This is a genomic window from Fibrobacter sp. UWT2, from assembly GCF_900142545.1.
GTDB lineage: Bacteria > Fibrobacterota > Fibrobacteria > Fibrobacterales > Fibrobacteraceae > Fibrobacter.
Genome location: NZ_FRBF01000005.1, coordinates 50,838 through 75,794 on the forward strand (window position 1 = coordinate 50,838; position 24,957 = coordinate 75,794).

At 53.7% G+C, this 24,957-nt stretch carries 18 protein-coding genes; 9 read left to right on the plus strand and 9 right to left on the minus strand.

The genetic code is table 11. From position 1 onward, the window contains the following. Window positions 1-111 precede the first annotated feature (111 nt). Window positions 112-657 (minus strand): hypothetical protein, encoded by a 546-nt coding sequence (locus BUA40_RS04715; RefSeq protein ID WP_072798961.1) that lies wholly within the window; start codon window positions 655-657, stop codon window positions 112-114. 143 nt (window positions 658-800) lie between these two features. On the opposite strand from BUA40_RS04715, the gene BUA40_RS04720 reads away from it, so the two are divergent. Continuing rightward, window positions 801-2,039 (plus strand): sialate O-acetylesterase, encoded by a 1,239-nt coding sequence (locus BUA40_RS04720; protein ID WP_072798963.1) that lies wholly within the window; start codon window positions 801-803, stop codon window positions 2,037-2,039. Here BUA40_RS04720 and tsaA read toward each other — a convergent pair. After that, window positions 2,017-2,730, minus strand: a complete 714-nt coding sequence (tsaA, locus tag BUA40_RS04725; protein ID WP_072799297.1) for a tRNA (N6-threonylcarbamoyladenosine(37)-N6)-methyltransferase TrmO — start codon at window positions 2,728-2,730, stop codon at window positions 2,017-2,019. The genes BUA40_RS04720 and tsaA overlap by 23 nt on opposite strands. A 79-nt stretch (window positions 2,731-2,809) precedes the next feature. Here tsaA and putP point away from each other — a divergent pair, with 79 nt between their 5' ends. Continuing rightward, a complete protein-coding gene (gene putP / locus BUA40_RS04730; protein ID WP_072798965.1) occupies window positions 2,810-4,351 on the plus strand; it encodes a sodium/proline symporter PutP in 1,542 nt (513 codons plus the stop codon). A gap of 153 nt (window positions 4,352-4,504) precedes the next feature. Here the strand turns inward: putP and BUA40_RS04735 are convergent, their stop codons facing one another. The 4 genes from BUA40_RS04735 to BUA40_RS04750 form a co-directional block, all read right to left on the minus strand. Then, a complete protein-coding gene (locus tag BUA40_RS04735) occupies window positions 4,505-5,878 on the minus strand; it encodes a hypothetical protein (protein ID WP_072798967.1) in 1,374 nt (457 codons plus the stop codon). Window positions 5,879-5,981: 103 nt separating this feature from the next. Further along, on the minus strand, window positions 5,982-6,983 hold the full coding sequence (gap, locus tag BUA40_RS04740; protein ID WP_072798970.1) for a type I glyceraldehyde-3-phosphate dehydrogenase: 1,002 nt from the start codon (window positions 6,981-6,983) through the stop codon (window positions 5,982-5,984). A 160-nt stretch (window positions 6,984-7,143) separates the two neighbouring features. Beyond that, window positions 7,144-7,443, minus strand: coding sequence for a CopG family antitoxin (locus BUA40_RS04745; RefSeq protein ID WP_072798972.1), 300 nt, complete (start codon window positions 7,441-7,443; stop codon window positions 7,144-7,146). Beyond that, the gene (locus BUA40_RS04750; protein WP_072798974.1) at window positions 7,428-7,664 is read right to left on the minus strand and encodes a DUF4258 domain-containing protein; all 237 of its coding nucleotides are present in this window, start codon (window positions 7,662-7,664) and stop codon (window positions 7,428-7,430) included. Before BUA40_RS04750 ends, BUA40_RS04745 begins: the two co-directional genes overlap by 16 nt. Before the next feature lie 125 nt (window positions 7,665-7,789). Here BUA40_RS04750 and BUA40_RS04755 point away from each other — a divergent pair, with 125 nt between their 5' ends. The 7 genes from BUA40_RS04755 to BUA40_RS04780 all read left to right on the plus strand — a co-directional run bounded on the left by BUA40_RS04755 (window position 7,790) and on the right by BUA40_RS04780 (window position 18,956). Then, on the plus strand, window positions 7,790-11,650 hold the full coding sequence (locus BUA40_RS04755; RefSeq protein ID WP_072798976.1) for a DUF3857 domain-containing protein: 3,861 nt from the start codon (window positions 7,790-7,792) through the stop codon (window positions 11,648-11,650). 17 nt (window positions 11,651-11,667) lie between these two features. Then, window positions 11,668-12,945 (plus strand): histidine--tRNA ligase, encoded by a 1,278-nt coding sequence (hisS, locus tag BUA40_RS04760; RefSeq protein WP_072798978.1) that lies wholly within the window; start codon window positions 11,668-11,670, stop codon window positions 12,943-12,945. Further along, the gene (locus BUA40_RS04765; protein ID WP_255369205.1) at window positions 12,942-14,582 is read left to right on the plus strand and encodes a GDSL-type esterase/lipase family protein; all 1,641 of its coding nucleotides are present in this window, start codon (window positions 12,942-12,944) and stop codon (window positions 14,580-14,582) included. The genes hisS and BUA40_RS04765 overlap by 4 nt, the downstream gene beginning before the upstream one ends. Further along, window positions 14,579-16,174 (plus strand): GDSL-type esterase/lipase family protein, encoded by a 1,596-nt coding sequence (locus BUA40_RS04770; protein WP_072798983.1) that lies wholly within the window; start codon window positions 14,579-14,581, stop codon window positions 16,172-16,174. The genes BUA40_RS04765 and BUA40_RS04770 overlap by 4 nt, the downstream gene beginning before the upstream one ends. A gap of 34 nt (window positions 16,175-16,208) precedes the next feature. After that, window positions 16,209-18,059, plus strand: a complete 1,851-nt coding sequence (locus BUA40_RS04775) for an MBOAT family O-acyltransferase (RefSeq protein ID WP_072798985.1) — start codon at window positions 16,209-16,211, stop codon at window positions 18,057-18,059. 151 nt (window positions 18,060-18,210) lie between these two features. After that, window positions 18,211-18,369: a hypothetical protein gene (locus tag BUA40_RS14510; RefSeq protein WP_178299546.1), complete on the plus strand. Its 159-nt coding sequence runs from the start codon at window positions 18,211-18,213 to the stop codon at window positions 18,367-18,369. Beyond that, a complete protein-coding gene (locus BUA40_RS04780; protein ID WP_083585280.1) occupies window positions 18,366-18,956 on the plus strand; it encodes a hypothetical protein in 591 nt (196 codons plus the stop codon). The genes BUA40_RS14510 and BUA40_RS04780 overlap by 4 nt, the downstream gene beginning before the upstream one ends. 181 nt (window positions 18,957-19,137) lie before the next feature. Here BUA40_RS04780 and BUA40_RS04785 read toward each other — a convergent pair whose 3' ends face one another. From BUA40_RS04785 to BUA40_RS14855, 3 genes are all read right to left on the minus strand, one after another. Further along, entirely contained in the window at window positions 19,138-21,099 is a 1,962-nt protein-coding gene (locus BUA40_RS04785; RefSeq protein WP_072798989.1) for a polysaccharide biosynthesis protein, read from the minus strand. Window positions 21,100-21,141: 42 nt separating this feature from the next. Next, window positions 21,142-22,632, minus strand: a complete 1,491-nt coding sequence (locus BUA40_RS04790) for a hypothetical protein (protein WP_072798991.1) — start codon at window positions 22,630-22,632, stop codon at window positions 21,142-21,144. Window positions 22,633-22,807: 175 nt separating this feature from the next. Then, window positions 22,808-24,925: an OmpA family protein gene (locus BUA40_RS14855; RefSeq protein ID WP_072798993.1), complete on the minus strand. Its 2,118-nt coding sequence runs from the start codon at window positions 24,923-24,925 to the stop codon at window positions 22,808-22,810. Between the last annotated feature and the right edge of the window lie 32 nt (window positions 24,926-24,957).

The window sequence follows — 24,957 nt, forward strand, 5'->3', positions numbered from 1 at the left end:
AGCTTACCTTGTAAGATCTCCATAACTTCCAAATACACACAAAAATCCCCGGTTTCGGCCGGGGATTTTTGCAATGCTTTTTAGGCGAATCGGGCTAATGGAGCAAGCCGATTACTGCACGCTAATGGTATAGACTTCGGTAGCGTTAGCCTTGATGCTGACTTCGTCCGTTTCGTTTTCCATCAGCCAAAGGGTACTGGGGCCGAAGGTCATCTTGATGACGGAACCGTCGGTCGAAAGAATCGGGGTGACTTCCGTACGGGTCTTGTGCAGAGCCGTACTCATGGAATGAAGCTTGATCACCTTGCCCTCGATTTTCCAGTCGCCATAGACCGGGTAATCCAGGGGATCCAACTTGGTGATGCCCGCCGTGGGCAGGTCAAATTCGAACTTGCCGTTTTCGGTAAAAATCATCTTGCCCGGAGCCGCGGAATAGTTGAAGCCCGGGAGAATTTCGTTGTTGAGGTTTGCGTTGGCAAGGCCAATCATGTTCCAGGAGCCCACCAGGCATTCGGCAGTGGGAACGCCTGTCGTCAAGGCAGAGGCACATTCTTCGGCCTTGGTCGGTTTCGGGTCGGTAGAAGAATCGCCACAGGCGGCGAGCAAGCCAATGGAGCAAAGGGCTGCAGCGAACGGAACCAAATACATCTTTTTCATAAAAATCCTCATTTTTCCTTGAATATAAGTAATTCTTGTTGTAAAAATCAACAACATATTAAAGTTTACAATTATTATGGATCCATAATAATGGGTTATTTTTAGGTTGAGGGAAATTTTTCCCCCGTTGTTTGGAGTATATTATGAAAAAAATTCTTTTGGGAGCAGCATTCGCAATGGCTCTTTCTCAAGTAAACGCCGCACCGGACCCGAATTTCCATATTTACTTGGCCTTTGGCCAGTCCAACATGGAAGGCCAGGGCGATATCGGTAATCAGGACAGGTCTGTTGATGAACGTTTCCAGTTGCTCTGGTCCGCAGATGGAGGATCCTGTAACCAGGGTGCGTCCAAGGGAAAATGGATCAAGGCAACGCCACCGCTGGCACACTGCCAGGGGGCAAAGCTTGGCCCGGCCGACTACTTCGGCCGCACGATGGTCGAAAAGGCCGATTCCCAGATCAAGGTGGGTATCATCTCTGTCGCGGTTGCTGGCTGCAGCATCAAGCTGTTCGACAAGGATAACTATAAAAGTTATGTCAGTTCGCAGCAGGGCCAGAGCTGGATGATCCAGCGTATCAACGCCTACGGCGGAAACCCCTACGGACGCTTGATCGAAATGGCCAAGAAGGCTCAGGAAGACGGCGTTATCAAGGGCATTATCTTCCACCAAGGTGAAACGGACGCCGGTGACGGCAATTGGCCTTCTGCGGTCAAGAAGGTCTACGACAACATTATCAAGGATTTAGGCCTCGAAAACGACATTCCGTTCCTTGCGGGCGAGGTCCTGCGCACGGGCGTAAGCAAAGGTGCAAACAACAACATCGCAAAGCTCCCGCAGCAGTCCAAGAACTTCTACGTGGTGTCTTCCGAAGGGTTCAACCAGGCTTTGGGCGACGGTCAGAACGTGCACTTTACCTCTCAGGAGTACCGCGACTTCGGCAAGCGCTATGCCGAAAAGATGATCGAAGTTCTGGGCGACAAGCTCAAGCCCGCCGCAACCGCCGAATCCAGCAGCAGCGCGGCAGAATCCAGCAGTAGCGAAGTCGCCTCCAGCTCTAGCGAAGCAAAATCCAGCTCCAGCCATAGCCATCACGGAGTTTCCTCTTCGTCGGAAGCAGGCACCGGCATTGCGCAGGCAAACCACTTTGCAGGCGGGGCGCTTACAGTGAACAAAGCCGGCAATGTGCAGCTGAGCATTGCAAAGGCGACGCAGCTGACCGTCAAGATTCACTCGAGCCTCGGCAAGGAAGTGCTCGACTTGAGCGGCAACTACGCCGGAACCAACACCTTGGTGCTTCAGGGCAGACTCCCGGCCGGGCGCTACGTAGTAAGTGCCCAGGGCGAGGGATTCAAGGCGGTCAAGGCTGTAATGGTAAAATAGCGACGACCGTCAGGTGGTCGCCCTGCACTTGAAACTTGATTTCGAAGTCGGCAAACCGGATGCCGTAAACCCGGTCGGCGGACCTTTGGTACGCTGGCCGGGGATCTTCGGAAAGCAGCTCGACAAGAGCTGCCTTTTTGTTTTCAGGGAATTGCTCGTCAAGCGCTACTTGCGCCTCGGCGGCAAAAGAGACTTCCAACTTGTTGAAGCGAACCGCCTCGGCAAAGCCGCCGGCCGCCTCGGGTACGGAATCTGCGTAGGGCAAGTAGGGCTTGATGTCTACGATAGGCGTGCCGTCCATCAGGTCAGCGCCGCTCACCTCGATGGAGGGCGCGCCCTCCCCCGTCAGGTTGATTTTCTCGATTTTCACGCAGCTCATGGCAATCGGATTCGGCCTAAAGCTGCTACGGGTCGCAAACACGCCGAGCCTCGTGTTCCCACCGAGCCTCGGCGGTCGTACCGTCGGCTTCCAGGTGTCGCGTACATTTTCCGAGAATATCCACAGAAGCCACAAGTGACTAAAGCCTTCTAGCCCACGCAAAGCGTCGGCAATCCTGAATTCCGGCTCAAAGACAATTGTAGAGCGCAAATTCTTCAAAAGCCCGCTCTGCCGCGGAATCCCGAACTTGTCCGGAAAATCGCTCTTGATGCGGGCCACGACCTTGAAAGAAATTTCGCTAAACTTTTCCACAGCACAATATATAGAAAGATAACAATAGAGTGTGGCCACATTTTAGCTACCTTTTGTACATAAAAAAGGAGTTAAAAAAATGGTCTTAACCGTTTTCATCTTATACCTCTTAATGATGCTTGGCATCGGCTTCTACTTCTCCAAGAAAGCAAACAGCCTGAATGCCTACTACCTCGGCAACCGCGGCATGAACAAGTGGGTCGTGGCCATGTCCGCCCAGGCCTCCGACATGAGCGGCTGGCTTTTGATGGGTCTCCCCGGCGCCATCTTCGTGAGCGGGTTTTCCGAAGCGTGGATCGGTATCGGTCTCGTGATCGGCACCTACTTCAACTGGAAAATCGTGGGCCGCAGGCTCCGCAAGTACAGCCACTTCTGCGGTGACTCCATCACGCTGCCCGACTTCTTTGCGAACCGTTTCCGCGACAACAAGGGAATCATCCGCGTTATCGCCTCCATCTTCATTCTCGCGTTCTTCCTGTTCTACACGGTGTCTGGCTTTGTGGCTAGCGCAAAGCTCTTCGGCACCATCTTCGGCATGGACTACACCACGGGCCTTATCATCGGTGCAGTCGTCGTGGTGAGCTACACCTTCATGGGCGGCTTCTTTGCCGTATGCTGGACGGACTTTATCCAGGCGACCATGATGCTCATCGCCGTCATCGCGATTCCCTCGATTATCATGACCGGTTCGGGCGGTTTTGCTGCGACCATGGATGCCGTGAATGCACAGAACCCCTACCTGTTGAGCCTGTTCACCAACGCCACCACCGGCAAGTCCATCGGGCTTATCGCCTTGATTTCTAGCCTCGCCTGGGGCCTCGGCTACTTCGGCATGCCACATATTCTGGTGCGTTTCATGAGCATCAAGAACGCCGAAGACATCAAGTTCTCCCGCCGCGTCGCCATGACCTGGGTCACCATCTGCCTCGGTGCCGCCATCATGATTGCAATCCTCGGCCGCTACTACGTAGAAGCGAACGGCATTACCGTCGCCGACCCGGAACGCATCTTCATGGTTCTCTGCCAGACGCTCTGCCACCCGGCTGTCGCCGCCATTCTCATGGCCGCTATCCTTGCCGCCATCATGAGTACCGCCGACTCCCAGCTGCTGGTTTCCGCTTCCGCATTCAGTAACGACCTCTACAAGCACCTGTTCCGCAAGAATGCGAGCAACAAGGAAGTCATGTGGGTGAGCCGCGGCGTGGTCGTGGTGATTACGCTGATTGCCGTGATTGTTGCTATGCAGGGCGCTCCGAGCGCCGACGGTGTCAAGCAGGGCAAGAGCTTCCTGGATGTGGTCATGAGCCTCGTGAGCTTCGCCTGGGGCGGATTCGGCGCCACTTTCGGCCCGATTATGCTCCTTGCCCTGTTCTGGAAGCGCACCACTCTCCCGGCAGCCATCGCGGGCATGCTCGTGGGCGGCATCACCACCTTCGTATGGAAGTTCTACCTCTCCGGATTCTCCGCCGAAATCTTCCAGATCTACGAACTCGTCCCCGGCTTTGTGCTTAGCTTTGCGACCATCGTGATCGTAAGCCTCTGCACCAAAGCCCCCAGCAAAGAAATCCAAGACGAGTTTGACCAGGTGGAAAACACGCGCCTGAGCGATATGAAGCTGTAATCTGACCCTAATACAATGCCGACCCAATGCTGACCCTGATCCTGAAATAAATTCAGGATGACGTTGTTCAGGGGGACATTGTTCAGGGTGACATAAGAGCAAAAAGACCTGCTTGCAAGCAGGTCTTTTTAATGTTCGGGGATTCACCTTAAATTAGTCGTCGTATTCCGGCGCATCGAAGGAGGTCGGAATATGCGGTTCATCCGGGTCGTTGTGGATGAACGAGAATCCGCTAATCTTGTCGGTTTCGGGGTCAATCGGTCCGGTCTGCAGCTGGCCATACATGCTTGTGGTGCTGCCCGAATGATGGAGCGTATTGTGATTGAGCACCATGTAGTAGCCGTAAATTTCCCAGGTACCCGCCTTGTATTCGACTTCCTTTGTACCATCGAAACCTTCCAGCTTGGAGGTTCCGTCAGCCTTCAAGGTAAACTTCCAATCGATGCCATCTTTGGTCGCGACCCATTCGCCGACAAAATCTTCGGGCATTTCGTATTCGTACTCGCCGTAGTTCGCCGTACAGTCCACACTCTTGCCATTGTAGGCAGTAATCGTATTGTCGGTGCCCACGGAATAAGTGAACATCGTACGAGACGAGCCAACATAGTGTAACGGGCGCATCAACAGCGTACTGCGCTGGACATCGTAGCGACCGGCATGCCACTTCACCACTTTGTCGTTGACCGAGGTCTCATAGATATACGAACCATCGAAGAACCTGAAGATTCTCGTAGAATCACCATCGGCACATTCATAAATCTTGTTCTCGAGAGAATCAGCCTTAGAAACCTTGCCCTTCTGAACGGCGACGCTCGCCTTTACCGCTTCGCTGAAATCTTTCGAGCCGTCCACGGAGTACATGACAACGCCTTCTTTGTCGACCACGAACGAAATCTTGAAACCAGCGTTCACCTTTTCCACAATCTTTTGGGCGGCATCGGTTTCGCTATACTGCAAGCCGGTATTGCCCTTTTCAAATTTCACCACGCCATTGGCAAAATCCGTATACGTCAAGGCCCAGAGTTCGTCCGGAATGCGGAGCGCCACAACGCCCTGCTTGCTACCGGTCGACAGGTAAACCGTCTGGTCAAACAGCTTGAGTTCTACGTTCTTCTCCAAGTCTTCCAGTTTCGCGGCGCGGGCACCTTCCGGAATCACGACTGAAGACGAAGATTCCGGAGCCTCGGCACTCGAAGAAGAAGTCGGTTCATCCTTCACAGAAGAAGAAGATTCCGCCGCTTCGCTCGAAGAGGACTTGTCTTCGCTTACGCTAGAAGACGACTTGGAATCGCCGCTTTCCGAAGAAGAGGACTTATCGGAAGAACTTTCGCTGGACGAGGATTTTTCGTCCTTCTGGGACGACGAAGACTTAGCGTCGCCCTTTTCAGAAGATGAGGAACCATCGCTTTCTTCCACAGAAGAAGAGGATTCTTCAGAGGGATCCGCAGAAGCGGAAGAGGAATCGTCGCCGCATGCAGCGAACATGAACGCCGACGAAATCATAAGAGCCAAAAATTTATTTTTCATACCGTAAATATAATTTATTCAAAACCCACCTGTCTACAAAAAAAAGAACCCCGCCGATTGGCAGGGTCCCTTGAAAGATTTTAGAAAATCTTACTGAGCCAAATTACTTGGCGATCACGCGGGCCATTTCGCAAACCTTGTTGCTGTAGCCCCATTCGTTATCGTACCAGGACACAACCTTAACGAAGGTCGGGTCGAGCTGGATGCCAGCCTTGGCGTCGAAGATGGAGGTCTTCGGGCAGTTGCGGAAGTCGGTAGAAACAACGGCTTCGTCGGTGTAACCGAGAATGCCCTTGAGTTCGCCTTCAGAAGCTTCCTTCATGGCCTTGCAGATTTCTTCGTAGGTGGTCGGGTTCTTGAGTTCGACAGTCAGGTCAACAACGGACACGTCAGAAGTCGGCACGCGCATAGACATACCGGTGAGCTTGCCGTTGAGCTGCGGGAGAACCTTACCCACGGCCTTAGCAGCACCCGTAGAAGACGGGATGATGTTTTCGAGGATGCCACGGCCACCGCGCCAGTCCTTCTTGGACGGGCCGTCAACGGTCTTCTGAGTAGCAGTTGCAGCGTGAACGGTGGTCATGAGGCCACGGACGATGCCGAACTTTTCATCGAGAACCTTGGAGATCGGGGCAAGGCAGTTGGTGGTGCAGGAAGCGTTGGAGATGATCTTCTGGCCAGCGTAGGTCTTGTCGTTCACGCCGTACACGAACATCGGAGTAGCGTCCTTAGACGGAGCAGACATGATGACCTTCTTGGCACCAGCCTTGAGGTGAGCAGAAGCGAGTTCTTCGGTCAGGAAGAAGCCGGTGGATTCCACAACGACGTCAACATCGAGGGCACCCCAAGTAATAGCGGACGGATCCTTTTCGGCGAAGATCTGAATCTTGTTGCCGTCGACGATGAGGAAGTTGCCTTCCACCTTGATGTCGTGGTTGAAAGCGCCGTGGACGGAGTCATACTTCAGCATGTAAGCGAGGTAGTCAGCGTCGAGAAGGTCGTTGATACCGACAACAGTAATGTCCTTGGAGAAGTTTTCCACAGCAGCGCGGAAGACCATACGGCCGATACGACCGAAACCATTGATACCGAGTTTGAGAGCCATTATTGGATCCTTTTGTTTATTGTTGAAATTGCTACCCACCGGTAAGGGTGGTGCGAACTTGGGCTCAAAGATACAAAAAAACGGGGCCGTTGTGTAGTATAATCGTAAAAAAAGGGAGATTTTGCCGACGAAGGTACCCCAAACCGGCATCGGCGGTCGGTTACACCGGAGCGGCCTCCAACATCTGCTTCATGAGCGTCTGGTAGCCGATGCCTGCAGCGGCGGCACGCTTCTTGTAGCGTTCGATGACGCGAACCGGTACCCGGATGGTGATTGCCTTGGTGGCATTGGCGGCCATTTTCGCCTTTACCGCCTTGACCGTTTCGTCCCAGTTGCCTTCGGAGACAATTGCCGTACCGTCTTCTAAACCCTTGCGGATTTCCTCGCCAAAGTCATGATTTTCAAAATAGTCCAGTTCTTCTTTAGAGATATTAATATCGTCTACTATCTTAAAGTCCATAAAGTCTCCTCGTCTTTGTGAGCTCGTCTTACTGTTATTACGGTATAAAAATCCGAATCTAACACAACAGCCCAAATATTTCCATCTACTTGACCGATCACGATAAACCGTCCCTGCAAACTGCTTTTGATGACATATTTTCCATTCATCAAGGCAACAAGCATTTCCGGTGTAAAACCGCGCTCGGTCATTCGTTGTAAAGCATGCTTTGTTATGTTCATAATAAATATACATTATGTATGTACACTTTGTCAATATATGTTTATTTTACAGGGTGAAATAGGAGCACCCCTATTTATTAATACGCCACTTTCGGGAAAAGTGTCTTTTTCTATATTGGAAACAAATGAAAATTTCTGCTTTTAAATCGCGTTTTAGGCTTTTGAAGCCCGTATTCGGGCTGTTTTTCGTAGTTTCTTTGATTTCTTGCGCTGGTAACGGCCAGCCGCTGACAGAATCGGACCCAAAAACGTCCGAAGGGGCTGGGAACGGGGGTTCCGGGAGCTACACGGACGACTATTTTGATGATGGTTCGGCTGTAAATTCGGACGCGAGCACCAAATCGGCCCGCAGAAACACCGCCAACAGTTTCAGTTCCGACGGTTTCAGCTTCATTTTGCCTCAGGGTGGCTCCGGTGACTGGGCGCTCGTGGGCGATGACGACGGGAGCGCCCACGAGAGCGGCGTCCCCTACGAATTTTATAACGCCACGACAGGACGCCGCGCGGTCCTGGTCGAAATCGAACTCCCGAAGGGCGAACCCATGCGACTCATGGACCGCGCCCAGATGGAAATGCAGGCTTTTGAATCGAGCGGCAAGAAGGCTACTCTCGCCGAGACCTACCCCGAAGAAAATTTCGGCGGTACAGGCGTCTTCTTTGACGTTGCAGGCAAGCGCTACGACAGCCCCTACGAGGCCGTCGGCTTTGTAACAGGCGCAGGGAGCCGCGTGTACACGCTCACGCTTTCTGCCACCGACACGCCGCTCCAGCCAGGCGAACTCAAGAACGAATGGAAGGAATTCTTCGCCAACTTCAGCATGCGCGAAACCGCCGCCAGCGAAGGCCCGGAACTCTCGCCGAACAATGTGCAAAGCTTTAACTCCCCCGCCCTCGGCTACACTTGGGCTGTGAAGGATACTCTCTGGCATCACTGGACAGGTATTGCCCGCCAGAACGACGACCCCGACCTGGTGCTCAGCAACAAGGCCGAAGACGTTTCGCTGTTCGTTTACGGCGCGACTGTAGAAAGCGACGCCGTCAATTCGCAGGATTTGTTCAAGGTGCTGCTCGTGCGCCTGGGCGTAGACCCCAACAATCCGACGCTCGAAATGCACCGCCAAAAGGTCGGCGACCGCTACGCGCAGGACTTTACCCTGACTCACGTGGTCAACAAGTTCGACTTCTACTACACAGGCCGCTATTTCTATGATGACGGCCGCGGAATCTTGATCGTGAGCTGGACCCAGGGCGTGAACAAGAAGAAATACGCCAAGGTCATGCAGCACGGTATCGAAGGCCTGACCGTGGGCGAAAATCCGGCCGCCAAAAACGCAGCCGCCGACCCCGAATCCGCCAAAAAACAGGCAAAATTCAACGCCGCCATCATGAGCCAAGTGGGCATTCTGCGCCTACTCGAAAACCAGCCGCTCGTAGCCCTCAGCTACTTTGAACGCGCAAACCGCATGGACCCCGAAGAGCCTCTCTACCTGATCAACTGCGGATTCGTGTACCAGATGAAGGAACTTTACGGCCCAGGCATCAGCCACTTTGAAAGCCAGCGCGAATTGGTGCAAAAGAACGGCAAACTGCTCTCGATTTTGGGCGAAATGTACGAAGCCTTGTTCGACTACGGCCGAGCCCGCGAATGCGCCGAAGCAGCCCTCCGTTACACGCCGAACAATCCGGAATACGTAATCAACTTGAGCGACGCCCTCTGGGGACTCGGTCAGCGCAACCAGTCACTCGTGGTGGTGCAACGCCTTTACGACACGCAGCCGAGCAGCCGCCTGGGCGTCTACCTCGCAAAGACTTACATGGGCCTCGACCAGTACGCCGAAGCAGTTGATATTCTTTACCAGGTGCGCCGCCGCTTTGGCATGAGCGTGGAACTCGGCACCACCTTGATGGATGCCCTCATGTTCCTTGGCCGCTACGAAGAAGCCCGCGCCATCAGCGAAGAAACGCTGGCCAAGGACCGCAACGACTACAAGATTTGGACCACGCAGGGCAAGATTCTCTTCTACAGCCGCAACTACCGCGACGCAGAAAAGTCGCTCACCAAGGCACTCGCCCTCAAACCCGATAACGAAGATGCCAAGAGCTTCCTCAGCGCCACGAAAGCATTCCTCGGCAAGGCAGACAACCGCACGCTGCAAAAGCCGATTACGCCGGTAGAAGAACGCACCAAGAACCTGAAGGGACTCCTCAGCGAAAGCGCCAAAAAGCAAGGCACCGAAGGCGACTTCCCCGCCGTCGTGCATTACAACAAGCAGACTTTGAAAGCCGAAAAGGGCGCAAACTGGGTCCGCACCGACGAAATGCTCATGGAAATCCTCGACATTCGCGGCGCCGCCATCTATCGCGAATTCACCTTCGACTTTTTGCCGGGATTCGACCGCATTTACCTGAACGCGCTCGAAGTCTACGACAGCAACTGGAACCTGAAGCAGAAGGCGAACCTGAACGGCGCCTACATTACCTACGCCACCGAAATCGGTGGCCAGAACGAATCGCAGACAGCGCATTTCCCGCTGCAAGAGCTTGAACCGGGCGATTTCATTTACCTGCAGTTCAGCCGCACGAATATCGAAAACAAGGGCATGATCCCCTACACCGACTTCGTGAGCAGCAAGGACGTTCCTGTCGGACAGTCCAGCTTCCGCATTTACGCCGACACCGCCCGCTTTGTGACCGAAGAATACGGCCCGCTGGAAAAGAAAGCAATCAAGGGCGGTATCGAATGGAAGATCGAAAACCCGGTCATTATCCGCAAAGAACTCTACATGCCCGTGTACCGCGACTTTGGCGCAGGCCTGATGCTTACCGGCAAGCAGGAATGGAAAAACGTGGGCGAAGATTACCAGAACCTGATCAAGCACCAGTTCAAGCAGGCCGTAAGCGTACGTGAAAAGGCCCGCGAAGTCCGCGGCAGCAAGGCCAACGACAACGCTGTGAAGGCAATCGTGAACTTTGTGCGCCACGACATCCGCTACCGCGACGTGCGATTCGGCGGACACAGCCTGATTCCGCAAACCGCCGAAGTCACGCTGAAAAAGCACCAGGGCGACTGCAAGGATATGGCGCTCTTGCTCAAGGAAATGCTTGAATCGATTGGCATCAAGAGCTACCTCACGGCCATTCACCTGACCGAAGAAGGCTTCGCCGGCCTCCCGACGATTCAGCAGTTCAACCACATGATTCTCTACATTCCGGCACAGGGTCAAGTCACTGAACGCTGGGTTGACGCCACCGACAAAACCGGCAACGATCGCCCCGTGCCGCTCGATATGGAAGGCAAGGTCGCGCTCGTCATCAACGACGACAGCAGCCATGTGGTCACCACGCCGATTTTGGAAGACAATCAGGAACACCAGATTGGCATTGAACACCGCCTGTTTATCGGAAACGACGGCGCCTGCGAATTCCGCGACTCGATTTCGCTGCAGGGCAAGTTCGCCAGCGTGATGCGTAACCGTTTCTATGGCCGCGACGCCAAGGAACAGGAAAAGCTGATGGAAGACTTCCTCGCTTCGGGTATCCCCGACGTAAGCATCGGAAACATCCGCATCGAGAACCTCGCCGAATTCAACAAGCCGCTCGCCCTGATTGTGACTTACGCATCGAAGGGTTACTTTGGCCAGGGCGGTTCCGAACTTAAGGGCCGATTCCCGAACGTGTGGGAACGCAGCCTGTTCAAGCTCCCGAAGGTTTCCAAGCGTCACCACCCGATTCGCATGCCGCACGAAACGCAGTTTGCATACAAATTAAGCGTCACGGCAGCAAGCGGCAAGACGGTCAAGATTACCGGCCCAAAGCCGCTTAATCGCGACCCGGATTACGTGAGCTACGAGAAGAATTTCGACGGCAAGAACAGCATCAAGTGGACCACCTTCGCACTCTACGCCGACCCGGCCGAATACAACAAGATTCGCGAAGAATGGACCTACTTGCTCAGCGAAACCAGCCCGATGATTGAGGTGAAATAACTATATTTGTGCTCACTATGAGCATTTCTATCCCCCAGTTGCCTAAGGGCACACGCGATTTTTACCCGGAAGCCGAGCGCATCCAGAATTACATTTTTGACACCTGGCGTAGCGTCGCCGAATCTTTTGCCTACGAAGAATACGAAGGCCCGATGTTTGAACATCTGGAGCTGTATACGGGCAAGTCCGGCGAAGAAATCGTAAGCCAGCTTTACAACTTTAAAGACAAGGGCGACCGCGAAATTGCACTTCGCCCCGAAATGACTCCGACGCTCGCCCGCCTCGTGATCCAGAAGGCCCGCGAACTCAAGAAGCCTTTCAAATGGTTCAGCATGCCGCGCCTGTTCCGTTACGAAAAGGCGCAGAAGGGTCGCCTGCGCGAATTCTTCCAGCTGAACATGGACATCATTGGTACCGAAAGCATTTACGCCGAAGCCGACCTGATGGCAGCCATCGCTACAATGCTCCGCAAGTTCGGCCTCAAGGACGGCGAATTTGCGATTGGCGTTTCTAGCCGCAAGCTTTTGGCCACTTACCTCGAAGAAATCGGCGCACCGAATCCGGCGCTGGTGTACCCGGTGCTTGACCGCCGCTTAAAAATCGGCCCCGAAGCATTCGCCAAGGCACTCGCCGACGCAGGTCTCAGTGAAGACCAAGTGAAAAAACTCGACGACTTCATGAGCTGCAAGAGCCTCGAAGAAGTTCGCGCCGCAGTCAAGAGCGAAAACGCAACTGCAGCCCTCGCCGAAATCGAAGACCTGTTCGCAACGCTTACCGCCGCAGGTTACGGCGAATGCGTGAATCTGGACCTCTCCATTGTTCGCGGCCTCGCCTACTACACAGGCATCGTGTTCGAAGTCTTTGACAAGGGTAAATCCATGCGCGCCATCGCAGGCGGTGGCCGTTACGACAGCCTCACCGAAAAGCTCGGTGGCGAACGCATCCCGGGCGTGGGCTTTGGCATGGGCGACGTGGTACTCGCTGACTTGCTCGCCGAACACAACTTGCTCCCGAGCCCGAAGCAGAGCGTGGACTTCTACATCGCAAGCTTTACCAACGACATGAAGAAGGTGTTCGAAACCGCCCAGGTATTCCGCGCAGACGGAAGCAAGGTTTCCCACCCGCTCGCCCCCATGAAGATGGGCAAGCAGCTCGACCAGGCCAACTATCAAGGCGCGAAAATCGTCGTGTACGTCGACGGTTCCAAGGCTGCCGCAGGTGAATTCGAATACAAGGACATGCGCACCGGCGAAATGTTCGTAGGCAACACCCAGGCGATTGTTGAACGGCTATGATGTCCCCCCTAAAAGTCCTCCTTTCTATCATCAGCCTGTTCGCGGTGCTGGGCATTATAGCCCTCATCTACCCGAATGACGGCATTCACATTGGCGACTCCACGCTCCGCTACCCGAAGCTCACCGAAATCTTCGTAAAGCAGTCCGCAAGCGATTCGCTCGGCGATTCCGCGGCAGTCGACCCCGAAGAAGCAATCCGTGAGATGATGGAAGCGACCAAGCGGCAGCAATTCGCCGCCTTCAGCGATTCCCTCAAGTTCTACGAGGACTTTTTCGAAAAGGGCAGGACCCGATTCGATTTACCCAACAACGACCCTACGTGGTTCGACCGATTCTTCTTGCACATGGAACTCGCCTCGCTTGATTCGAACGTGGTACACATTCTGCATTACGGCGACTCGCAGCTCGAAGAAGACCGAATCTCCGCCACCATCCGCGAAGACTTGCAAGACGAATTCGGCGGTGCAGGCCCCGGCATGATGCCTATCATTATGACGGTTCCCTCGCAAACCACCAGCCACGCCAGCACCGGCGCCCTTTCGCGCTACATTCTGTTTGGACCCAAGGACGAAGAAGCCGACCACAGCCGCTACGGACCGCTCGCACAGCTGGCAAAGCTCCAGGGCGATGCCGCCATTACCATCCAGCGCCGCAAAGAACGCAAGGGTCAGTTCCCGCACGTGGGTGGCTACAAGACCATCAAGCTCCTGACCAACAAGTCGGCACACATCAAGGCTAAGCTCAACGTCAACCTGACCGTAGTCGACACAGTAGGTCAAAACGACGACGGCACCGTCAAAGAAAAGCGTAGCACCAAGGTGGTCGACGCCGGCGAACCGACTATTGACACTTACAACAAGTTAAAAGTGTTCACCTGGAAGCTGAAGGACACCACCTCGATCGCCAAGATGTACCTCTCGGGCAACGGAGAAATCTACGCCATCGCAGCAGACGGCGCTTACGGTGTGGCTGTCGACAACGTGGCAATGCGCGGCTCTTCGGGCACCATCTTCCACCGCATCGATTCCGAACTCTTGGCTGAATCTTACAAGGCAATGAACGTCCGCCTGATTATTATGGAATATGGCGGCAACATGGTCCCGAGCGTTACCTCGAGCAACATCGACTGGACCAAGAAAATCATTACGCGCCAAATTCAGGCGGTACAAAAGGCGAACCCCGATGCCGACATTTTATTCATCGGCCCCGCCGACATGGCACGCCAAAAAGACGGCCAGTGGCAAACGTATTCGGGCCTGAACATGACCATCAAGGCGCTGCGCGAAGTGGCGCTTGAAAACGGTGTGGCATACTGGGACATGCACCGCGTGATGGGTGGTAACGGCGCCATGATCAAGTGGGTCAACAAGGAACCGGCCCTCGGCTTTACCGACCACATCCACTTTACCCGCCGCGGTGCCGCCTACATGGGCGACCTGTTCTGCTCGGCACTGCGCATGCATTACGACTACTTCAAGTTCCGCGACCGTCACCACATTACCGACGAAAAGCTCAAGGAACTGCACAAGTGGAGCGTCGAAGAACAAGCCGAAAAAGAAAAGAACGTTCTTCCGGAACGCACTTTCTTGAACGTCAAGAGAAGAACTAAGAAGGCAAAAGGAGGAGCTAAGAAGTGAGATTTCTGACCGTTGCCTTGATTGCAGCCCTCACCACAAGCGTATTCGCCGCCGATAAGGGTAAGACTGCCCCCGGCGCCTATAACCTGGACTTGTCCCGTTACGACTTTATCGATACCACGCAGAACCGCATCCAGTTCCCCAAGGGCAACGCCTCGTTTGCGCCGTTCTTCAACAAGATGGATACCCTGGTGTTCGAAAACCGCGGTCAAGTGCGCATTCTGCACATCGGTGGTTCGCACCTGCAGGCCGACGTGATCTCTGGTCGTATCCGTGAACACTTTATCAAGGAATACCCGGGTGCCTCTGCCGGCCGCGGCTTCGTGTTCCCCTACTCAGCCGCCCGCACCAACACGCCGGCGAGCTACGCCAGCGCCTACAAGGGCATCTGGGACATGAACAAGAACGTGCAGAGCGAAATCAAGAAGCCGCTTGGCTTGCTCGGCATTGCCGTGAGCACCAGCGACCCCCGTGCCGAAATCACTCTGCTCCTGGATAGGTACAATTCCGAACCGCTGTGGGGCGAAACCAAGCTCCGCCTGTTCGGCTACAGCGACAACAACGACGTGGTGCCCGTGCTCCGCGTAGACACCATGGACATTTACGGCAAGCTGGACACCGCAAGCCAAAGCTACGTGTTCACCAGCCCGCGCCCCATCGACACCATTCAAATTGTTTTCCGCTGGATGGATTCCCTGCAGCAGGCAACCATCGCGCAGTTCATTACCGATTCGCTGATTCAGGATTCCATTGCCCGCGCCAAGGAAGATTCGCTCAAGAAGGCAAACGGCGACACCGCCCAGAACAAGAAGGAACCTGAAGCGCCGCCCGCCCGCATTCCGAACAACGTAGCGCTCCCCGAAGTGGCACGCGACTCCATGTTCCAGGGTGAATGCGACGTGCTCGACACCGCCTGCCTCGCCAAGCTCGATTCTACGAACAACGCCGTCGTGGCAGCCCCCGAAGCAGTCGCCACGCCCGATTCGTCCAAGAAGAACGCCCGCCCGCGCTTTACGCTCACCGGCATTCTCACTGAAACCAGCAACCCCGGCATCACCTACACGGGTGTCGGCATCAACGGCGCCAAAGTCCACGACTACTTCGAAGAAATCTGCCCGCTGTTCGAAAAGCAGCTCGCCTACTACAAGCCCGACCTGGTGATTTTCGCCATCGGCATCAACGACGCGAACGTCGAAAAGTTCAACGACAAGCAGTTCCGCGACGATTACGACAGGCTAATTGCCCGCATCAAGAAGGTAAACCCGAACGTCGCGATTATCTTCGAGACGAACAACGACATGTACCGCAAGGTCAAGAAGAAACGCTTTGTGCAGCACCCGAACGGCGACGTGGCCCGCAAGGCATTCTTCGCCCTCGCCGACAAGCACAAGGCCGGCGTATGGGACAAATTCGGAATTATGGGGGGCCTGGGTTCCATGGCCAAGTGGGAAAAGGCGGATCTCGCCAAGGCGGACAAAGTCCACTTCAAGCTGGCTGGCTACAACCTGCTCGGCGACCTGTTCTACAAAGCGATTATCCAATCATATCAAGAACATATAGCCAATCTGCCAGCAGAAAAGAGAAAGGACTAACCTAACCACTGTCTACTTCCTACTGCCTACTCCTATGCTAGACTACTTAATACCTTTCCTCACGCGCACTTTCGCATTTGACGCTAACAGCCCGCTGCTGTTTACGCAGTTCTACTTTTGGGGATTCTTCGCCGTTGTCTTCGCGTTCCTCACCTTAATCAAGAACCGCATTGCGCTGCGTAACGCCTTCTTGTTTGCCACGAGCCTGTTTTTCTACTACAAAACGAGCGGCAGCTACGTTTGCATTCTCATTTTCTGCGTCATCGCGAACTTCTTTATTGGCAAGTGGATCGAACGCGCCGAAGCCCAGTGGAAAAAGAAATTCCTGATGATCATCGTGGTCATCATCGACCTGCTGGTACTTTGCTACTATAAGTATTCCTACTTCTTCCTGGACGCCCTCTACGACTTTACCGGCATCGAGCTGCACGTGTACAACTTCTTCGCGGCGGCAAGCAACAAGATGTTCGGCACCCATTCGCTGGTCGACACCATTATTCTGCCGGTGGGTATCTCGTTCTTCACCTTCCAGGCCATGAGCTACTGCATCGACATTTACCGCGGCAAAATATCGGCGGTCAAGAACATCCTCGATTTCGGCTTTTACCTTTCGTTCTTCCCGCAGCTGGTGGCGGGCCCCATCGTTCGCGCCGATAAATTCGTGCCGCAGCTGTACAAGAACTTTTTCTTGCCGCGCCGCACCTTCGGCATCGCCGTATTCTGGATTTTGAACGGCCTAGCCAAAAAAATCATCTTGAGCGACTACCTGGCCACCAACTTCGTGGACCGAGTCTTTGACACTCCCCTGCTGTTTACCGGCCTCGAAAACCTGATTGCACTCTTTGCCTACTCGCTGCAGGTGTACGCCGACTTCTCGGGCTACACCGACATCGCCATTGGCGTGGCGCTACTCATGGGTTTCCGCCTGCCGCAAAACTTCAACAGCCCCTACAAGGCGCTCAGCCCCACCGAATTCTGGCGTCGTTGGCACATATCGCTTTCGAGCTGGTGGCGCGACTACCTGTACATTCCGCTGGGCGGTAACCGCGGCGCCTCTGTCGGCACCTTCTTCTGGATGGGATTCCTCAGCCTCGTGGCCATTATGCTTTCGGGCAGCGTCTGGGTGGGTATCGCCCTCGGCCTGTTCTTCCTTTACATTGCCATTTACGCCTACCTCAAGCCCGATTCCCGCAAGTTCATTACCACCAACATGAACGCCATGTCTACGCAGATTGTGGGCGGTTGGTGGCACGGTGCCAGCTGGAACTTTATCATTTGGGGCGGCCTAAACGGCTTTGGCCAAGTGTTCAACAAAATCTGGGTCAAGCGTAGCCGCAACTTCCGCGCCGCAGCCTCATTCATTTTGTTCGCCTCGAGCGCCATCATATTCAAGCAGACCCACATCGCCATTTTCGCGATTACCGCGGCCTATTTTGGCATCTTGTTTACCGGCATTTACTCGGTGCTGATTTTCCGCCTGTTCAGCGACAAATACATCCACGGCATTTACGTGGCCTGGAACGTGTCGCTCACGTTCATCTTCATCACGTTCACACGCTTGTTCTTCCGTGCGGGTTCGAACCTCGACCCCGCCGAAGCCAACGAAGTCGCCTGGAACACCGCCAAGAACATGGTGCAGCAAATGGGCACCGCCTGGAAATGGGGTACCCTTGGCACAATCGCCTGGGAACACATCAACATTATTCTGGTGTTCGTCGCAGGCATGCTCATCCACTGGATTCCCAAGAAGGTCAAGAGCCGCTACCGCATCGCGTTTGCCTCGCAGCCCATTCCGCTCATGGTGGCAAGCTCCGCGTTCATCATCTTCGTGATCTACCAGTTCATGAGCGCCGACTCCTGCCCCTTCATCTACTTCCAGTTCTAGCCGCGTCACCCTGAACTTGTTTCAGGGTCTGCATTTTTTTACAAACCTTGCAACCAACTGATTGCACGATTTTCATTTTTAATGTCTAGATTTGGTGTGTTCTATTACGTGTATTGTTGCATTTTGGTTGAGTTAATTCTATATTTAAACTATGGCACTTGAGATCAGACCTATACCGACCTTGAAAGGGCGAGAAGCCTTGGCGTTCGCCCTCGCGGCCGAACGCACTACAAAGGTGCGCAAAAAGCAGGATTTTTCCGAGCAGATTCGTAAGGCTGATTTGATTTTGAAAGAGGCCGGATTTATTTGATTCTAGAAAAAGATTTTCTTTTTCGCCGCTATAACAAGGAACTCGCCGGAAAACTCCCAGCCTTTGATTGTGGCGACGAAGATCTTAACGCATTTTTTCAGGAAGACGCTTTTAACTACGACGCACAATTGCTTGGTCGTTCGTATTGTTTCCTGTCTGCTTTGGAAGGTGATATTGCAGCGGTCTTTACGCTGTCTAATTCTGCGATTCGAGTTGCGGAGTTGCCGAATAATGCCAAACGGAAGCTTGTCAAGCTTATTCCATGGGTCAAACAGGGGCGTAATTATCCAGCCGTGTTGATTGGGCGATTGGGCGTTAGCCAAAAATATTGCAACAAGAAAATAGGCTCGCAAATAATTGATTTTATAAAGGCTTGGTTCTTAAGCGACCACAACAAGACGGGGTGTCGTTTTATCGTCGTTGATGCCTACAATAAAAAAGACGTTTTGCATTTTTATTCTAATGACAACAACAATTTTTCCTTTCTTTTTAAGGAAGAATGTCAAGAAAAAATGTATAATAGCATTCCTGCGGACGAAGCTCTCAAAACGAGGCAGATGTATTTTGATTTGGCCGCGCTCCTGTAATGTGTTGGGTGTAGACTAGAGTCTCGTGGTTGTCGAATTAAGTTTTTTACCTGGCATCAGCATCCCCCGCTGCTTGTCATGCTGAACTCGGTTCAGCATCAGCATTCCTAGCCGACAAACAAGTGACTAGGGTCGGGTTGGTGGGGGTCGAAGGCCGGGCACTTAAGGATGCCACTTAAGGCTACACCGCGGGCATTTTGACGGTGCGGTTGAATTCTTCAGGCGTGGTGAAGGTGGGCACAATCTCATGGAGCGCCTTGATGGCCTTCTGGTCATCGTTGGCGCTGGCGGCGTTCTTCAAGTTCCACAGCTGGTTAATGAACTTGTCCATGTCGATTTCGATCTGCTTACCGATGTAAATCAACTTATTCTTGGTCTTCTGCAGGCCTTCTTCGCTCATGAGCAGCTCTTCAAGCAGCTTTTCGCCCGGGCGCAGCCCCGTAAACTTGATCGGGACATCCTTGTAAGGCACTTTGCCGTACATGCGGATCAAGTTTTCGGCCAAAGTCACGATCTTTAGCGGGTGGCCCATATCGAGCACAAAGATTTCGCCACCGTGAGCAATCGAGGCAGCCTCCAGCACCAGGCTCACCGCCTCCGGAATCGTCATAAAGTAGCGGATAATGTCGGGGTGAGTCACCGTCACAGGCTTGCCCTGTTCAATCTGACGCTTGAACAGCGGAATCACGGAACCGTTCGAGCCCAGCACATTGCCAAAGCGAGTCGTCACGAATTCCGTCTCGCCGCTCTTTTGCTGGGCAAGGAACTGCACAATCATCTCGCAGCAGCGCTTAGAGGCACCCATCACGTTCGTCGGGTTCACCGCCTTGTCGGTACTGATCATCACGAACTTTTTGACGCCGTTCAGCACCGCGAGCGTACCCATGTTAAACGTACCGATCACATTGTTCTTGATCGCTTCCATGGGGTTGTTTTCCATGAGCGGCACATGCTTATGGGCCGCCGCGTGGAACACCACCTGGGGCTTATACTTCTTGAAAATCTGGTTCATGCGGAAGTAGTCGCGCACCGAGGCAATCAGCGTCACCAGGTTCAGCTTGTCGCCATATTCCATGCGCAGTTCTTGCTGAATATCGTAGGCATTGTTTTCGTAAATGTCCACGATAATCACCTGCTTCGGATTGTACTTCGCAATCTGGCGCACCAGTTCGCTACCGATACTGCCGCCACCGCCCGACACCATGCAAACCTTGCCCTCGATAAAGTCGCGAATATCCTTGTTGTCAAAGCGAATAGGGTCGCGGCCCAGCAAGTCTTCTACGTTAATATCGCGAATCTGGTTCACGTAGCTCGTGGTGCCATCGCCCACGTTCGAGGTATCAAGCAAGCTACCGATAAACGGCAACACCTTTACGGGCACGCCCGTTTTACCGCAAATATCCAAAATCGTCTGGCGATCTTTAGGCGGGCAACTCGGAATAGCAAGAATAATCTGCTCAATGCGTTCTTCCCTCACGATTTTAGGAATGTCGGTCGTGGAACCAGCCACCAGCACGCCTTCGAACATCTTGCCAATCTTGTAGCGGTCATCGTCAACCAGGCAAACCGGATTCAAGTGGGTCGCCACGCTAGACTTAAGGCCTTCTTCTTCGTCGGCCTGGTTGTTGCGGATTTCCCTGATCAACATCTGGGCGGCAGAACCAGCCCCCACAATCATGGTGCGGGTCTTGTTGGCCAGGCTCGCCTCTTTGTAACCCGTATGCACCAGCGACACAAACGTACCGCGGAATATGTAACGGAAGGCGCAAATGCCAAAAAGGGCCACCAGGGTATGGAGTATCGCGAATTCCACAAAGACCTGGCGCTGGAACAGAAACACAAAGCCGTACGCCACCACCATACCGCACACCACGCCCTTGACGCAGCTCAGATAGTCGCGCTTGCTAAAGTAGCGCCACAGCTTGTTGTACGCACCAAAAAAGAGCAAGCTCGCAAAGCAACCGAAAACGCACGTGACAGAAATAATCAAAAGTTCAGGGCGGTTGATTCGTTCAGCAACCGCGGGCAAAGGCCAGTTGGCAAAAAGCGCCGCCGCCACCACGATAAATGCATCGGTCGCCGCCAGAATGCGCTTGCGCAGTCTAAAGCTGTTGAACAAATTCTTGACTTTCTCGTTTAACATCTAATGCCCCTTTTGATACGCCAAATATAAAATATTCTTACCTTACAACATAAACGTTAAACGCAGGTTTACGAATTTATCATCAAAAAATCCGTATTCCCCCATAAAGGCCACATGCGCCCCTCGGTAGCTCACAGCGGGAGCGAGCGAATAATGCAAGGGGGCGCTATGAATAAAGCGCTTACGAACGGTTTTGTAGGGGTCTTCGATATCGCTACCGGCGTCTGTACCCTTCCACAACCACTTGTGGTGGATGCCTACGAACAAGTTAGAAAATCCGCCCAAGCCCAAATCGCCATACAAAGTCCAGTCAATAGCGAGGCTGTTCGGGCCATTGGGGTTGCCGAGCGGTTTACCCAGGTGAGCCATCTGTGCCATAGCGGTATCGTAATGACAGTAGGTGTAAGGTTCTACACGAGCGATTTCGGCAATGGTTCCCAAATGCAGAGGTTTACCCTTCACATTCAAATCGTAACCCGCTTGCATGCCAAGCATTCCCGCCCAACGGTTATTGCTGTACTTGTTCTCGTACAAAGATGTTGGAGACGACATATCGTCCAAGAAGAATTCTCCATACAAACGAACCAGACTAAACAAACGATAGTTCACATCAAAAGCCAAGGCACCATTGTTCACGCGTTCGGTGTAATTCCCTTTCTCCATGAACAACGGGATAACCGGTACAAAAAGCCAGGGTTTATTTTCGTTGTACAACACCTGGATTTCACTCATGCCCAAGGTCAAGTTCCCTAAGGCCAGTTCGTAGCGGTGGGCATACAGGTTACGATCATTCAGATTTTCTTTGCTGTAACTCCAACTGTTCACCCGCAAGTCTGCATAGGCGCTGAACACGCGCAACGGACCAAACTGCATCTCCAGGTTTAACATGTTGTATGGAAGCGCAAACTGGTTCAAGGTCAAATTGTTATAATAACCCGGGCCCCAGTGCAAAACATCGCGTGCCAAAGAGGCGCGCACCCAGGCATAATTCAAATTCAAATGGGCGCGGTAGCGAGCATAGCTCACGTAATCGTTACCGGCATCGGTATCAAGCCCCTGCTCATCAAAAACTTCGCCATCAAAACTCTTGGCCTTTTTAGCGGAATGACCTTCGGAATAAATACGGGCATCCAAATCAAAGTCCAGCGAATCGGCGTAGCCTCGCAAGTAAAGACCGCCATCAATGCCCGGCCAAATGGTATCGCCTAGCGATTCTCCCCCGCGGTAGTCCACCCCAATCACTGGGGAAACTGCAAGGGCAAAATGGTGGGGCGTACCGGTAGCCGCCGGGATGGAGTCGGCGTAATAGATCAGGGCGTTGCGCTCGGTCTTCGCGAAATTACGTACAAAGTCTGCATTGCGGCGCGGGTACGTGAAGAACTGACGTGACTCGCCCACCGTCTGGCGGTGGTAGTCCATAAGCATCGGGAGGTAGTCGAGCGTGCGCAGGTTGCGGTTATGCTCGGTGCCCACAACCGATTGTGCTGATGCTACTGATATAAGGAGAAGGAATGCTGCAATAAACTTTTTCATTATTCAGATTCAAGATGCTGATTCCGAAACGAGTTCGGAATGACTTGAGTGGGAAGCTGACCCTGACCTACGTCAGGGTGACGTTAGTGGGATGCTGATTCCGAAACGAGTTCGGAATGACATTAGTAGTAAAAAAAAGGGGTCGGCGGAGCCGACCCCTGTATAATTCAACGAATTACTTTTCGAACGGAACGAGTTCCACGCGGCGGTTCTGTTCGCGGCCTTCCTTCGTTTCGTTGTCGGCAATCGGCATTTCAGAGCCGTAACCGATAGCACGCAGGCGGTCACCTTCGATACCCTTCTTCTTCAGGTGGTCCACCACAGCCTTGGCACGCTTTTCAGAGAGCTTCTGGTTGGTGGCTTCAGAACCGGTATTGTCGGTGTGGCCCTGCACTTCCAGGTTGGCAGACTTTACCTTTCTCATCAACATGGCGATGTCGTTCAAGGTGGTGTAGCTCTTCTTGGTGAGCTTGGCAGAACCGGTCTGGAACTGGATCCCCTTCTTGAGTTCATCAAGGTTTTCCTTCTTGTTCACCGGGCAGCCAGCTTCGTCAACAACGATGCCTTCCAAGGTGTTCGGGCACTTGTCCTTGGGATCAGGTACGCCGTCCTTGTCGCCATCGAGCACGCAGCCAACGCTGTCCACCGGCATGCCGGCAACGGTACCCGGACACTTGTCCTGACCATCGGCAACGCCATCCTGGTCGCTATCGGCAGCGCAACCGGTAGAATCAACCGTCACACCCATGGCAGTATTCGGGCACTTGTCCTTGTTGTCAGGTACGCCGTCGTGGTCGAAGTCCATCGGGCAACCGGTGCTATCGACACTGACGCCTTCCGGAGTATTCGGGCACTTGTCCTTGTTGTCGGGCACGCCGTCCACATCGAAGTCGAGCATACAACCCACAGAGTCCACCACAATGCCTTCCGGAGTGTTCGGGCACTTGTCGTTAATATCGGCAATGCCGTCCTTGTCGGTATCGACACGGTTCAAGGAATCAAGACGAGCGCGTTCAGCAGCGTTCAATGCAGCGGAATCCACCTGGTCGTTGTCACCGTTCATAATCACGGAATCCTTGTCGGCGCAGCCGTCAGTATTCACAGACACGCCTTCCGGAGTATTCGGGCACTTGTCGTAAGAATCAACCACGCCGTCCTTGTCGCTATCCATCGGGCAGCCTTCGGCATCGACCTTAATACCCTTCTTGGTGTGCGGGCACTTGTCGGCATTATTCTTCACGCCATCGCCATCGGTATCACGCCACATGTCGGCACCGAAGTACCAAGTGAGGAGTGCGGCACCGGCAACGAGCGGGGTCGGAGCATAGCAGTATTCGTAGCTCTTGCCATCTTCACCCTGGAAGTTGACCATGCGGTCGTTGCAGCCTTCCATTTCTTCCGAGCCATGGTAGAACGGGTTCTTGAAGGCACGCACGGCTACTTCGAGGCCCATCGCAAAGTCGATGTTGTACGGCAGGTGGAAGCGGAGACCCGGAGTAATAATCATAGGATCTTCGCTGGGTTCAAACTTGTACATACCCTTGGTCTGCAAGCGGGCTTCGCCAGAGTATTCCAAGAACACATCCATCCAGCTCTTGGGGAGCCAGTTCACGCCAGCGCTGTAAACGAGCACCTGGGTTTCGTCCAGGTCGAGCGGGTAAACGTACTGGGCAAACAAGTTAAAGCGCCAGGGCTTGGGGTTGCTGAGCTTGGTGAGGTCAGCGGTACCCACGAGGCCGAGACCGAAGGCCCAATCGTCGGCGGTGTAAGGCTGGGTGTAGCCGTTACTGTTCAGGTACCAGGCGTGGCGGGGGCGCACACCAGCGTTAGTTTCACCCGTCGGAATGTACATATTGAGCATGGCAGCAAAGCCGTACCACTTGTTGGTGTCGAGCGGGAGGCGGATCTTGGACCACACGTTCAAGTCGCCGCGGCTGGTGCCCCACATGTTGTTGGAGCCAGAAGGGCCATTGGAGTTAGCGTGTTCGTAGTAAACCGGGAGGCTCACGCCCACGTCCATCCAGTTGGTCAAACCGGCATTCACGAAGAAGTTACCGGCCTGGGTGTAGTCCCACCAGTTGAAGCTGTAGTCATTGCCACCCTGGCTGTACTTACCACCACGGGCAAGGGCCCAGCCGTCAATGGCAATGTTACCACCCGTACCAACGGCAAAGTTCCATTGGCCAAGGGTCTTGGCGTTAGTCTGATGGAGACCGTCAGTGCCGCCCTCCATGCCTATCTGGGCAAAGCTGATTCCAGCCGCCAGAAGTGCAGTCCCAAGTATTTTTTTCATGTTTTTGTTTCCTTCTTCGGTAACTGTGATTA